Raw genomic sequence first — 13,340 nt, forward strand, 5'->3', positions numbered from 1 at the left:
GCGCAAAACTTCACGTAATTTCCGACGTCGGCATGGCAGCCGTTCCGGCCCGCACCAACGCTGCCGCCCGGGTGAAAGGACACCAGCGTATGAGCACGAAGGAAGAGATCCGATCCAGCCACCGGCTGCGCCGGGCGGCCATGTCTGCCTCGGAGCTGGACGCCGCCGGCGCCGAGGTGGCCCGTCACGGCCTGGAGTGGGCGTGCGGGCTCGCGGACGGAGCGCCCCGTACGTTTGCCGCCTACTTGGGTGTCGCCTCCGAACCGCCCACCATGCCGCTGCTGGCCGCGCTCCACCATGCCGGCCACCGGGTCCTGTTGCCGGTCTGCGAAACGGACCTGGAACTGAGCTGGGTGTACTGGACTCCGGCGTCGCAATTTGCCCGGAGCCGCTACGCCCCGATCCAGGAGCCGATGGGGGAACGGCTCGGCACGTCCGTGATGGACGGTGTGACGGGGATCGTCCTGCCCGCCACGGCCCTGGACCGCGCGGGCAACAGGATCGGCCAGGGCGGTGGCTACTACGACAAATTTCTGGCGGCGCTGGCCGACCTGCTCCCCCACCCTGCCGGGTCCGGCACAGGCGGCAGCCACCACTGGCAGCCCCTGCCGACGGCGGCCGTCGTTTACGACGGCGAGGTCCTGCCGGCCGGCAGTATTCCCACGGAGCCGTTCGACCGGAAGGTTGATTGTGCCCTGACGCCGGGGGGCGTGGTTCCCCTGTCGGACTTTTCGTAGGGCTTTTCCGGGCTTGCCTTAGGCGTTGCCTGGGCGTTGTTAGGGCTTTCCGGAGGCGGGCGTGCGGGTGATAGAATTGGCACTCAGGCCCCGCGACTGCTAAGGCAGCACCGGACCTGCTCGTTTGTCCCAAAGGAGGAATTCCCGTGCCCACGTATGCATACGCCTGCAAGGACTGCAGCCACGCCTTCGAGACCGTGCAGTCGTTCACGGACAGCTCCCTGACGACGTGCCCGGAGTGCGAAGGCACGCTGCGCAAGAAGTTCAACAGCGTCGGCGTCGTGTTCAAGGGCTCCGGCTTCTACCGGACCGATTCGCGCGATTCCAAGGGCAGCACAGTCTCCGCCGCCCCGGCCGCGCCCGCAGCGTCGTCCACGGCGTCCGCGGCCGCCAGCTAGCGACCCACGCCGGACACGGCGGGGCCACCCGGCCCGGTGTCCCTCCGGTTTTCCACATAGCCGCTCCGGCACCTGAAGCCTGAGTGCGGGTCAGTCATAGCGTGGCCGTATGGCCCACCACATCCTCCGCTCTCCACCCGCCGCACTGCCGCGCCCCAGGCCTGCAGGGCCGCAGCGTCCCCGTCCGCGCATCCGCCCCGGAACCGGCCGCCAGATCCAGCGCCGACGCCGCCTCCGCGGCTGGCTTGGCAGGCAGCGCAGGCTTGCTGTGGCCCTCCTGTTGTGCCTCGCCGCCGGGCTCACGGTGCAGCAGCTGACCCCGGCACCCGACCCGACTGTCCCGGCGTGGGCAGCGGCCCGCGACCTGCCGCCCGGACGGGTGCTGGATGCCTCCGACGTCGTCGCCATCCAGGTTCCGCCCGGCATTGTCCCCGGCGGTCCGCTGAGCCGGGCCGCGCTGGAAGGCAAGCAACTGGCCGTGGCCCTGCGGAAGGGCCAGCTGTTCGCGGATTCCCAACTCGTCGGGCCGGGCCTGCTGGCGGGGAGTCCCCCGGGTGTGGCGGCCGTTCCGCTGCGGATGGCCGATCCCGCCTCGATCCAGCTGGTCTCCCCCGGCCAGCTGGTCAACGTGGTGATCACCAACGGCGACGGCCTGGCCCAGCCCGCGGCGTCGAAGGTTCTGGCCGCTGCCGTTCCTGTTCTTTGGACCTCCGCCCAGGGCGGCCGGGCGGCCCAGTGGCTCGACGCCAAGGAGACGGACGGTCTGATAGTCGTGGCCGCAACCGCGGAGCAGGCGCGGAAGCTGGCCGGCGCATCGACGCAGGGCAAGTTGTTCTTTGTGCTGGTAGGCGCCAGTCCGGGCTAAAGGTTGTTCCGCTGACCGGCTGCCGACGGGTGAGCCGGGCTAGCCCCAGTGCGGCGGACGCTGCTCCCGCAGCCAGGCATCGTGGTCGTAGCTGCCGGGCTGGTCGCCCCAGCGGCGYGGATCGTCCTCCGCAGCCTTGTTGGGCAGCACGCCGCGGGTGCCAGCTGTGGCGGCCGCCGTTTTCGTCGGCTGCGAGGGGGCGTCCTCCGCGGCGGGTTCCTCGTCCTCGGGATCCTGATCCCCGGGGGCCGTGTCCGCAGCTTCCCCGGCGTCCTCCGCGGCGGGTTCCTGGTCCGCAGGATCCTGTTCCCCGGCCTCCGGCTCCGCGGGAGCCGGGGTGCCCGCGTAGACAAAGTCGTCGGCCAAGTCCTGGTCCACGTGGTCTTCGTTATCGCCGTGAGCACTCATGCCGCCGGCCTCCTTACTGCAATTCTCAATTCGTGCCGCCGGGCGCCGAGCAGTTCAGCCGCGGAATTTATCCGCGGAGTTTAACCGCGGTCTGCGGCCGACGCCGGAGCGTAGGCCTCCAGGCCGTCTTCGACGCTAAGGTTCTCGATGTCGTCGGAGAACCCGGGCGAGGTCCGCGACCGGCTCGGAGCAACGGGCTTCTCCAGGCCGAGGTATCCGCCGATCCGGTCAGCACAGGCGGAAGGATCCGTGAAAACCTCTATGGTCCATAGTGGCATGTACCGCCAGCCCATGCGCTCGAGCAGCTGCGGCCGGAGACGGCTCCGCTCACGCACCGACATCCGGCGGTACCGCTCGGTTCCGTCGGACTCGATGGCCACCGGGCTGGGAATCTCGGCTTCGTCCTGGCCGATKGTGTGCATGGGGTCCGCGGCCGCCACCATATCCACGACGCCGTCGTACTGGTGCCAGACCCTGGCCCCGCGGGCCCGGAGCCGGTCGCCCAAATCTGCCACCAGCGGGTCGGCACCCAGCGACTGTTCGCTGGCCGCCGCGCGGGATGCGGGGCTGCCCAGGTCGGAGTTGCCCGCGATCTCGCGGTCGAGGAGCTCGTAGAAGTCCACGGCGCCGTGGCTCAGCCGGGTCACGTCCAGATCCTCGGGACGGAAGCAGCTGAGTACGTGTACGGAGCGCCGTGCCCGGGTCATGGCCAGGGCGAACTTCGCGCGGCCACCCTCGGCCGAGAGCGGCCCGAGGCTGTGCAGGGCGCGCCCGTGCGGGGTGCGGCCGTATCCCGGGGAGAAGATCACGTGGTCCCGGACCAGCCCCTGTGCACGTTCGAGGTCCACCACGCGGAACGACTCGTCGCCGGCGGTGAAGAAGCTGCCGAGCAGTGGGTGGTTCGGCAGTTGACGGCGGATGGCCTCGCCAATCCGCGCGGCGTGCCGCAGGCTTCCCGTGACGACGGCCAGCGAGGTGCGGGGCCGGAGCCGGGCGTGGTCGAAGACCAGTTCCACCACGCGGTTCACCTCGGCGACCACCGATTCCACGCCGTCATGGTCCGCGCTGGGCAGGCCTGTCCCGTCCGGCAGGTATTCCACCGTCAGCGCCCGGTCCAGGCCGGTGGCCGACTGCCCCTCGGGAAGCCGGCGGAGTTCGCCGTCGTAGAATCCCTTGCTCAACTGCCGGACGAGGTCCTCGTCGACGGCACGGTAAACGGTCCGCAGGTTCCAGACCGGCAGTACGGCGGCCAGTGCCCGGTAGGCGCTGTCGACCGGGTGGTGCGGGTTCTCTCCGGCGGCGAGCCGTTCCACCCCCACGGTGAAGCYGCGCGGGCTGGCGATYTTGTCRTCRCCRAARGCRATGACCTGSCGGGARCGSGCSACGGCGGGCAGSACGGCCTGCAGCGAGGTCGCCTCGGCGTCGAGGATCACCACAGCATCGAAGTGCTGCTCGGCAGGGAGGAGGCTGGGGAGCAGGTACGGGCTGACGGACCAGACCGGAACCAGCCGGGGCACCAGTTCGGGTGACTGGGCTGTGAGGGCCGTCGGGGTCACCCGTCCGTCCTTGAGCAAGCTGCGCAACAGGTCGGCCTGCCGGGGATGCTCGCTGAGGGCGGCGCGCCACCGTTCGGCCAGTTTCCAGCGCAGCCGGGCGGCGCCGCTGGCGATGTGGGCGTTGTCAGCCAGGCGGTACTCAGCCTCAAGCTGTCGGAGGGCGTCGCCGTCGGACATGGCAAGGTAGTCGTCGCCGCTGATCATGGCCTCCAGCGCGGACTGCCACCAGGCGAGCTCGAGTTCAGAAGCCACCGATCCGGCAGGGACCTCCCGTTCGGCGAGGTCGGCGAGGAGTTCGCCCAGGCCGTGCTCGCGCATGTTCTCCACCAGCAGCGTCCGCTCAGGGAGAGTCTCCAGGGTGCCGGTGTCCGCGACGAGCCGTTCCAGCCGTTCCATCAGTTCGGGGTACGGCGTGTCCCGGACGTTGCCGCCGGCCTCCGTGTGCCGGACGGCKGCCGAAAGTTCGGCCAGCTCGGATTCGAGGTCACGGTACAGCGCAGTGATTTCGGCCAGGCCGGACGGGACCGCGGGGTGGCGCTGGGTGGTGGCGTATTCGGACCATGTGGCCCGCTGTTCCTGGACCAGCAACAGCGAACTGTGCAGGTCTGCGATGTGGACGCCGGGTCGGACGTATTCTTTGGCGACCCGACGCAGCCGGGAACGCTGCATCGAGGCCATCTCGATGTTCCGCTCCCGGCGCCAGGCAGAGGGGGCGGTGGCAGAGATGAGGTCGTGGACGGGTCGGTCGAAAATGTCGGGGGTGAACTTGTCCAGGCTTTCCCGGACGGCAACCAGCAAGTCGATCTGGTCGCCCCACTCGCTGAAGGTTGTCCCGAGGCGGATCTCCGCGTGCTCGGCGACCTCGTTCATGCGTTCGCGCAGCTGCGGGAGCTTCTCCGCCACGGAGACGGCCACCTGCTGCGCTTCCTGGGTTTCTTTGCGGGTCAGAAGCCGGGCTCCGTGCCAGGGGCTCATGGTGGAGGCACGGCTGAAGCTGCCCAGCTCGGCAGCGCGTTTGAGCCGGCCGGCAAGTTCCTCGCGGTCCCGGATGCTGTCCAGCACGCTGCGCTTGAGCCGAACCGTGGTGGCCGGTGCCGGGTGGATGGCGGTGAGCGCCGCCAGCGACTGCATGGCCTCGTAGGGAGAGCAGCCCCAGCGCTGGCGGACGTTGTGCAGGGACGCCACATGGTCCATCAGGGCGTGCCGGTGTTCGGTCAGCGTCGAGTGCAGGTTTTTCAGCTGCGGTTCGAGCGACTTTTCGTTCCGCACAATCGCGCGGACCAGCTGSCCCTTGAGCWKCAGSGGCGTRGAGTTGCCSGCKAGCTGSACSAGCAGSGAWTCGAGYCCSAGYGTCTCCAGCTGKSCGGAWAYTTCGCCSAGGCTGGCCCGGCGGTCGCYSACSACCAGGACGCTTTTACCCTCGTCGACCAGCGCCCCGATGGTGTTGATCGCGGTCTGGGTCTGGCCGGTGCCCGGGGGGCTGCTGACCACCAGGGAGTCGCCGGCGCGGACGGCGTCCACGACGTACTGCTGGTCCGTGTCGGCGTCGAGCAGGAGGAGCTCGTCCGCCGGGCTGCGTTCGTCGGTGCTGGGGAACCGGCCGGGGACCGGTGCGGGGACGTCCACCGGAGTGCCGGCGGCTGCGCGTGCCAGCGAGGCCACGAGCGGGTTGCCCGGGTTGATCCAGGGGTCGTCGAGGTTGCCGGAGAGGTCAGCGAAGGTGGAGACCAGCAGGTTGTGTTCGATCTCGGCGCCGTGGATCGGCTGGACCAGGGTGCCCAGGCGGTCCAGCACGGGCTGGGGATCGTACCGGGCGGTGCTGTAGGCCATCCGGGTCACGGCGTTGACGTCGAAGACAATGCCGTGGATGGATTTGAGGTGCCGGACCAGGGCCGGGTTGATCCGGGCCTGCTCGGTCAGCTGCAGCTCGTAGTCGTCCTCGCCCGGGCGGACGGTGAGTGAGATGGCGGAGAGCATCACGGGGGCGGATACCCGCTGCGGCTTGCCTCCGACGGCGGAGGTCCAGACAACGGTGCCGGCGGAGAAGTACCCGGCGTCGATGCCGCGGTCGTTTGCCAGTTCGAAGATCTTGGAGCGCAGGTTGCGGGACGCCCTCGCGGCGACAACGTACTGCTGCCGGTCGCGGATCAGGGTGGACAGGCGGGTCCGGCGCCCGGCCATCAGCTGGGCCAGGCCCGAGGGATGGGCGTGGGTCAGGTCGATGGAGCCTTCAGGGGTTTTGGTAAACCGCAGCATGGTGTCTGCTCCGGTGACGGGCTTGAGGCCCGACAGCCATTTCCTGAACTCCTCGGAGCCCTCGGGGTGGCCTTGACCTACTGACACTTCTGCCTTCTTTTCTGTGCTCACGATTTCTGGGTTCGCGCGGGACGCCCTGGACCATACCGGCATGCTTTCGAGGGTAGCCCGAATCCGGGGCCAGTGCGGGGCCGCAACACTGGCGCACACCAAATTCGTGGCTCAAATACCCCGGCCTGTCAGAAGGCCTGGCGGTTCCGGAGTGCCGGTGGCAAAGAAAATGGCCGGCCTCCGAGGAGACCGGCCATTCACTACGCTATTCCCATTCGATGGTTCCCGGCGGCTTGCTGGTGACGTCCAGCACCACGCGGTTCACGCCGTCCACCTCGTTGGTGATCCGGTTGGAGATCCGGGCCAGCAGCTCGTAGGGCAGCCGGGACCAGTCGGCCGTCATGGCGTCCTCGGAGGACACCGGGCGCAGCACGATCGGGTGTCCGTACGTGCGTCCGTCGCCCTGGACCCCGACGCTGCGGACGTCGGCCAGGAGCACGACGGGCATCTGCCAGACTTCGTTGTCGAGTCCGGCGGCGGTCAGTTCGGCGCGGGCGATGGCGTCGGCCTTGCGGAGCAGGTCCAGGCGCTCCTTGGTGACCTCGCCGACAATCCGGATGCCGAGGCCGGGGCCCGGGAAGGGCTGCCGGCCGACGATTTCCTGCGGCAGGCCGAGCTGGGCGCCGACAGCGCGGACCTCGTCCTTGAACAGGGCGCGCAGCGGTTCGACAAGTTCGAACTGCAGGTCCTCGGGAAGGCCGCCCACGTTGTGGTGGCTCTTGATGTTGGCCGCACCTTCGCCGCCGCCGGATTCGACGACGTCGGGGTACAGGGTTCCCTGSACGAGGAACTTGATCTTCTCGCCATGGGCGGCGGCCTCGGCGATGATCGCCAGTTCGGCTTCCTCGAAGGCGCGGATGAATTCGCGGCCGATGATCTTGCGCTTCGTTTCGGGATCGCTGACGCCGGCGAGGGCGGCCTGGAAGCGCTCCTGCTCGTTGGCGACGTACAGTTTGACGCCGGTGGCGGCGACGAAGTCGCGCTCCACCTGCTCTGCCTCGCCTTCACGCAGCAGGCCGTGGTCGACGAAGACACACGTCAACTGGTCGCCGACGGCACGCTGGACGAGGGCCGCGGCCACGGCGGAGTCGACGCCGCCGGAGAGGCCGCAAATCACCCGGGAGTCGCCGATCTGTTCGCGGATCCGCGCGACCTGCTCCTCAAGGATGTTGCCGGTGGTCCAGTTCGGTTCGAGCTTGGCGCCCTTGAAGAGGAAGTTCTCCAGGACTTCCTGGCCGTACGCCGAGTGCTTCACCTCCGGGTGCCACTGGACACCGTAGAGGCACTTTTCCTCGTTGGCGAAAGCGGCGACGTCGGCGCCGGCCGTCGTCGCGAGGACCTCGAAGCCCGCCGGGGCCTCATGCACGGAGTCGCCGTGGCTCATCCAGGTGCTCTGGTGCTGCGGCATTCCCTCGAGGATGGAACGGCCTTCGCCGATGGTGGTGGTCTCGGTGGCGCCGTACTCGCGCAGACCGGTCCGGGCCACCTTGCCGCCGAGGGCGTTGGCCATGGCCTGGAAGCCGTAGCAGATGCCGAAGACCGGGACGCCGGCCTCGAACAGGTCCGCCCCCACGCTGGGGGCACCCTCGGCGTAGACGCTCGAGGGTCCGCCGGAGAGGATGATGGCGGACGGGTTCTTCGCCAGCAGCTGCTCGGTGCTGTAGGTATGCGGAACAACTTCCGAATACACATTCGCTTCCCGGACGCGGCGGGCAATCAGCTGCGCGTACTGGGCACCGTAGTCAACAACCAGCACCGGCCTTTGGGACGTCTGGGATGCAGTGGGAGTGGTCACCGTACTAGCCTACTTTGCGGCGCCGGTCCCCCGCACATCGAAAAGCCTCCCGTAAGCGAACTCACAGGCCGGCGCGCCGCCGGCAACCAGGGGCCAGCGGCGCTACCGGTCAGTAGCGCTGCGGGGCCTGCGGGTTGGCGGCCAGTTCCGCGTCCACCTCGGCGTGGAACCGCTTCTCCACGAAGAAGGACAGGAACGGCACCACACCGCCGAGGGCCAGAATGATGAGCTTGGCGAAAGGCCAGCGCATTAGCGACCAGAGCCGGAAGTTGGACATCAGGTACACCACATACATCCACCCGTGCACGATCAGCACCGCGATGGAGACGTTGACCCCGCCAATGACTCCCGGGGGCTCTGCGTCGGCGAACCCGAAGCCGAAGGCCTGCCCGGTCACGGCGTTGGTGCCGCCGGCAAAGAGGTACTGGCCGAAGACGTAGCGGGCCACCAGCTCCGCGCAGAGCAGGAGCAGCATGGAACCGGTGAGGTACGCCAGGACCTTGTAGAACTTCAGGGCGGAGCGGATCTGCGCCTCGGTCCCGCCGAAGCGGCGCTTTTTGCCGCCGGGGGTTCCCGTTCCGTTGGACTGCTGCGGCTGGATGGCCGGCTGGGGCTCGATCATGATTGCACTCTCGGATTGGTTGGTTCGGTTTCGGGGGAATCTGCGTTGTGGGGACCGTCTCCGGCGGAGCGGCGGGCGGCTTCTTCGTCCTGGGCGTCCTCGAGGCCGCGGCGGTAGTCATCCTTGACCAGGCGCCACCAGATGAACAGGGCGAAGCCGGCAAACACCACCCATTCCGCGGCGTAGAAGAGGTTAAGCCAGTTCACCGTCGTCGCGGGCGGCTGCGGGCCGATCTTCAGGGGCCTGATGGCCCCCGAGACGGCGACGTCGGAGCTGCCGGACCGCTCGGCACTGGCCGCGACGAATCCCGGATAGCTGCTGACGTCCCAGAGGTTGATCAGTTCGGCGACGGACACCGCGCTGGCCCGCCCGGGGCCGGCGTCGGTGTTGGGCACCGGCGCTTCCGACGGGATCAGCCTGCCGGTGAGTTCGACGGCGCCCGACGGCGGCGGCGTCGCCTCGGAGGGGTCTGCAACCCAGCCCCGCGCGACCGGGATCCAGGTCTGCGGCGAGGCTCCGGCCCCCGTCAGGGCCGGGGCGCCCTGCACGGCGAAGGCGGAGACTATCCAGAAGCCCTTGGTGCCGCCGTTGACCCGGCCGGGCACGAGGACCTGCTTCTTCGCGTCGTAGTGGCCGGTGGCCGTGACCACCTGGTCCGCGACGGTGCCCGGGAAGTAGTGCCCAGGTGCCAGGACCGACGTCAGTGGCCGGGGATCCTCGGTGCCCGTGGAAACCGGCACCTCGGACTGCGTTGAGCGGCCGAATTGCCACTGGCTCAACAGTACGAAGACCCCCGAGATGACGATCGCAAACACAAGGCCTGCGATCCAGCGGGGTTTGAGGGCGGTTTTCAGCACCCCTTAACCGTACTTCGTCCGCGTGTAGAACAACGAAACGGTCCCTTCAAAGGGCTTGCCCCAAGAGTGGGGCACCAAGCTTGCCCCAATCTCAGTGGTCGAAGAACACCAGGCTGGAATTGATCAGTTCCGAAATCACTTCGGAATCGTAGGCGCGGCGGAGTGATTCCCGGAATGATTCCTTGGACAGGGAGCGGGCCAGGGTGGCGAGCACTTCAAGGTGCTCGGAGAAGGAACTCGCGGGCGTGGCGATCAGCAGGACAATCGTGGCGGGCCCGTCGGCGGCACCGAAGTCCAGCGCGCTGCCGTACTTGGTAATGCCGACCGCGATCGAGGTGCGGGAGACGAACTCGCTGCGCGCGTGAGGCAGCCCCACACCGCCGGGAAGCCCGGTGGCCAGCTGGTGCTCGCGGGCGTTGACGCTGCCGAGGAACCCCTCCAGGTCGGAGATCCGGCCTGCCTCGTACATTCGCTGCGCCAGCTGCGCGGCCGCGTCGAACTTGTCTTTGGCGTCCAGCTCCAGGATCACCATTTGCGGCGTGGTGAGCTCGGCATCGTACCGGTCCAGTGGTTCCGCCAAGAGGTGTCCCTTCGATGTGGCGCCAGCGCGGGCCGGCGGGTGGTGCGCCGTACGGCGCGCCCGGTCAGCGCAGCGGAACGATGTCCTCGACGCCCAGGCGCGCGGCGTCGGCGGACTCGTCGTCCGGCTGCTCCTGGCTCAGCCGTTCGGCGTCGACCCGGGCCAGGTAGTGCTTGATTTCGCTCTCGCGCTGCGCGTCACTCCAGCCGAGAACCTCGCCCATCAGTTTAGCGACTACCGGGGCCGCCGACACACCGCGGTCCCACGCCTCGATCGAGATCCTCGTCCGCCGGGTCAGGACGTCCTGCACGTGGCGGGCGCCCTCGTACTTGGCGGCGTAAACGGCTTCGGCCGCCAGGTAGTCGTCGGCACCCGGGAGCGGCTCGGCGAGCTCCGGATTCTCCCCGATGAGGGCCAGGACTTCCGGGGCCATGGATCCGTAGCGGTTGAGCAGGTGTTCGATCCGCGCCACGTGGACGCCGGTCTCGTCCGCCATCCGGTTGCGCTTGTTCCACGCCGCTTTGAAGCCGCTGGCGCCCAACAGCGGGATGGATTCGGTGCACGACGGCGGAACCCGTTCGTCCATGCTGCGGGTTGCCTCGTCGACGGCGTCCTTCGCCATGACACGGTAGGTGGTCCATTTGCCGCCGGCCACCACCACGAGGCCGGGCACCGGGTGGGCGACGACGTGTTCGCGGGACAGTTTGGCGGTCGAGTCGTTTTCCCCGGCGAGCAGCGGGCGCAGGCCGGCGTAGACACCCTCGACGTCCTCGCGGGTCAGGGGCCGTTTGAGCACCTTGTTGACGTGTTCGAGGATGTAGTCGATGTCCTTGCTCGATGCCGCGGGGTGGGCCTTGTCCAGGTGCCAGTCGGTGTCGGTGGTGCCGATGATCCAGTGCCGGCCCCAGGGGATGACGAACAGTACGGACTTCTCAGTCCGCAGGATCAGGCCCACGGTGGACTGGAAGCGGTCCCGTGGCACCACGAGGTGGATGCCCTTGGAGGCGCGCACCTTGAGCTGGCCGCGGTCGGTGACCATCGCCTGGGTCTCGTCGGTCCAGACGCCGGTGGCATTGATGACCTGCTTGGCGCGGATGTTGAAGCTGGAGCCGTCCTCGTGGTTGACCACCTTGGCGCCCACCACGCGTTCGCCCTCGCGCAGGAAGTCCACCACGGCCATCTGGTTGACCGCGTGTGCGCCGTAGTAGGCGGCGGTGCGGATGAGGTTCGCGACGTACTTCGCGTCGTCGACCTGGCCGTCGTAGTAGCGGATGGATCCGACGAAGGCGTCGTCCTTGAGGCTCGGCGCCGCCCGGAGGGTGCCGCGCCGGCTCAGGTGTTTGTGGAACGGGACGCCCCGGYTGTGGCCGCCGGTGATGGACATCGCGTCGTAGAGGGCGATGCCTGAGCCGACGTAGGGCCGTTCGACGAAGCGCTTGGTCAGCGGATAGAGGAACGGCACGGGCCGGGCAAGGTGCGGGGCGAGGACGGAGAGGATCAGGCCACGCTCGTGCAGGGCCTCTTTGACCAGGGCGAAGTCCAGCATTTCCAGATACCGCAGGCCGCCGTGGATGAGTTTCGAGGACCGGGACGATGTGCCGGCCGCCCAGTCATTGGCCTCGACAATGCCGACGCTGAGCCCGCGGGTCACGGCATCGAGGGCAGCCCCGGCACCAACGATTCCGCCGCCAACAATCAGGATGTCCAGTTCTTTGCCGGGCTGGGCGCTGGCCTTGAGCACCGCGAGTGACGCCTCGCGTTCCGCGGGTCCGAGCGCGCCGCCCGCCAAAGGAGCACCACCGGGAAAACTGTTCATCTCACGCCTCCGTCCGGATCAAACCTCGTAGTGCACCACACTACTTCCAAGTTCAGCCGTTGGGCAGGGCTCCGGGCAGCCCGGAGGAGGGCTTAGTTTCCGGCGTAGGGCGAGACGACGACGTCGACGCGCTGGAATTCCTTCAGGTCCGAATAGCCGGTGGTCGCCATGGAGCGGCGGAGCGCCCCGATGAGGTTCGAGGTGCCGTTGGTGTGGTGGCCCGGACCGAACAGGACCTCTTCGAGCGGTCCGACGGTGCCGACATTGGCCCGGTCGCCGCGGGGCAGTTCGAGGTGGTGGGCCTCCTGGCCCCAGTGCCAGCCCTTGCCGGGGGCTTCCTCGGCACGTGCCAGGGCACTGCCGAGCATCACGGCGTCGGCGCCCATGGCGATGGCCTTGACGATGTCACCCGAGGTGCCCATGCCGCCGTCGGCGATCACGTGCACGTAGCGTCCGCCGGATTCGTCCATGTAGTCGCGGCGGGCGGCGGCAACATCGGAGATGGCCGAGGCCATCGGCGAGTGGATGCCCAGGGCGCGGCGGGTGGTGGTGGTCGCTCCCCCGCCGAAGCCGACCAGGACGCCGGCGGCGCCGGTGCGCATGAGGTGCAGGGCCGGGGTGTAGCCGGCGGCCCCGCCCACGATCACCGGGACGTCGAGTTCATAGATGAACTGCTTGAGGTTCAGCGGCTCGTGATCCTTGGAGACGTGCTCTGCGGAGACGGTGGTGCCACGGATGACGAAAATGTCGACGCCGGCGGCCAGCACGGTCTTGTAGTGCTCCTGGGTGCGCTGCGGTGTCAGCGAGCCGGCCACGGTCACCCCGGCGGCGCGGATTTCGGCGAGCCGCGAGGTGATCAGTTCGGGCTGGATGGGGGCCTGGTAGAGCTCCTGCATCCGGCGGGTGACGGCCGGGCTGTTGGTCTCGTCCTCGAGGGCAGCGATCTGCTCCAGGACAGGCTGCGGGTCTTCATACCGGGTCCAGAGCCCTTCGAGGTCGAGGACGCCGAGACCGCCGAGCCTGCCGAGGGCGATGGCGGTTTCCGGCGACATCGCGGAATCCATCGGGGCGGCGATGACGGGCATATCGAACTTGTAGGCGTCGATCTGCCAGGAGACGGAGACGTCCTTGGGATCACGCGTACGTCGGTTGGGGACGATCGCAATGTCGTCCAGGGAGTAGGCACGACGCCCACGCTTGCCACGGCCAATCTCAATCTCGTAAGTCACGTGCCCACTTTACTTGACCCTGCCCGCGGGCCGTCATTTCACGCCGGCCGTTGCGGCTCGCGGGGCTCCGGGCCGCCCGGCCGCCGGATCCGCCAGGCCGATCAAGGGGC

The 13,340-nt window shown here is 68.6% G+C and carries 11 protein-coding genes; 3 read left to right on the top strand and 8 right to left on the bottom strand.

Annotation, left to right across the window (positions count from 1 at the left end):
• Positions 1–89: 89 nt before the first annotated feature.
• The 3 genes from AC1DHD_RS07510 (at position 90) to AC1DHD_RS07520 (ending at position 2,000) form a co-directional block, all read left to right on the top strand.
• Positions 90–737: a 5-formyltetrahydrofolate cyclo-ligase gene (locus AC1DHD_RS07510; protein WP_476879122.1), complete on the top strand. Its 648-nt coding sequence runs from the start codon at positions 90–92 to the stop codon at positions 735–737.
• 146 nt (positions 738–883) lie between these two features.
• Positions 884–1,135, top strand: coding sequence for an FmdB family zinc ribbon protein (locus tag AC1DHD_RS07515; RefSeq protein ID WP_476879112.1), 252 nt, complete (start codon positions 884–886; stop codon positions 1,133–1,135).
• 109 nt (positions 1,136–1,244) lie between these two features.
• Positions 1,245–2,000 (top strand): RcpC/CpaB family pilus assembly protein, encoded by a 756-nt coding sequence (locus AC1DHD_RS07520; RefSeq protein WP_476879113.1) that lies wholly within the window; start codon positions 1,245–1,247, stop codon positions 1,998–2,000.
• Between the two features lie 39 nt (positions 2,001–2,039).
• On the opposite strand, the gene AC1DHD_RS07525 is transcribed toward AC1DHD_RS07520, so the two are convergent.
• The 8 genes from AC1DHD_RS07525 to AC1DHD_RS07560 form a co-directional block, all read right to left on the bottom strand.
• Complete coding sequence (locus AC1DHD_RS07525; protein WP_476879114.1) at positions 2,040–2,408, bottom strand: hypothetical protein; 369 nt, start codon at positions 2,406–2,408, stop codon at positions 2,040–2,042.
• 80 nt (positions 2,409–2,488) lie between these two features.
• Complete coding sequence (locus AC1DHD_RS07530) at positions 2,489–6,307, bottom strand: AAA family ATPase (RefSeq protein WP_476879115.1); 3,819 nt, start codon at positions 6,305–6,307, stop codon at positions 2,489–2,491.
• A gap of 229 nt (positions 6,308–6,536) precedes the next feature.
• Positions 6,537–8,126, bottom strand: a complete 1,590-nt coding sequence (guaA, locus tag AC1DHD_RS07535) for a glutamine-hydrolyzing GMP synthase (RefSeq protein ID WP_476879116.1) — start codon at positions 8,124–8,126, stop codon at positions 6,537–6,539.
• Positions 8,127–8,235: 109 nt separating this feature from the next.
• A complete protein-coding gene (locus AC1DHD_RS07540; RefSeq protein ID WP_476879117.1) occupies positions 8,236–8,748 on the bottom strand; it encodes a DUF3817 domain-containing protein in 513 nt (170 codons plus the stop codon).
• A complete protein-coding gene (locus AC1DHD_RS07545) occupies positions 8,745–9,605 on the bottom strand; it encodes an SURF1 family protein (RefSeq protein ID WP_476879118.1) in 861 nt (286 codons plus the stop codon). The genes AC1DHD_RS07540 and AC1DHD_RS07545 overlap by 4 nt, the downstream gene beginning before the upstream one ends.
• 91 nt (positions 9,606–9,696) lie before the next feature.
• A complete protein-coding gene (locus AC1DHD_RS07550; protein WP_476879119.1) occupies positions 9,697–10,185 on the bottom strand; it encodes a PTS sugar transporter subunit IIA in 489 nt (162 codons plus the stop codon).
• A 64-nt stretch (positions 10,186–10,249) separates the two neighbouring features.
• Positions 10,250–12,001, bottom strand: coding sequence for a glycerol-3-phosphate dehydrogenase/oxidase (locus AC1DHD_RS07555; RefSeq protein WP_476879120.1), 1,752 nt, complete (start codon positions 11,999–12,001; stop codon positions 10,250–10,252).
• A 92-nt stretch (positions 12,002–12,093) separates the two neighbouring features.
• Complete coding sequence (locus tag AC1DHD_RS07560; protein ID WP_476879121.1) at positions 12,094–13,230, bottom strand: GuaB3 family IMP dehydrogenase-related protein; 1,137 nt, start codon at positions 13,228–13,230, stop codon at positions 12,094–12,096.
• Positions 13,231–13,340: the final 110 nt, after the last annotated feature.

The organism is Arthrobacter sp. 05L45_2 (assembly GCF_056397525.1).

What these genes read in the sequence shown, in the direction of transcription:
- AC1DHD_RS07510 (WP_476879122.1), top strand. Translation starts at nt 90, where the DNA reads ATGAGCACGAAGGAAGAGATCCGATCCAGCCACCGGCTGCGCCGGGCG.
- AC1DHD_RS07540 (WP_476879117.1), bottom strand. Translation starts at nt 8,748, where the DNA reads ATGATCGAGCCCCAGCCGGCCATCCAGCCGCAGCAGTCCAACGGAACG.
- AC1DHD_RS07520 (WP_476879113.1), top strand. Translation starts at nt 1,245, where the DNA reads ATGGCCCACCACATCCTCCGCTCTCCACCCGCCGCACTGCCGCGCCCC.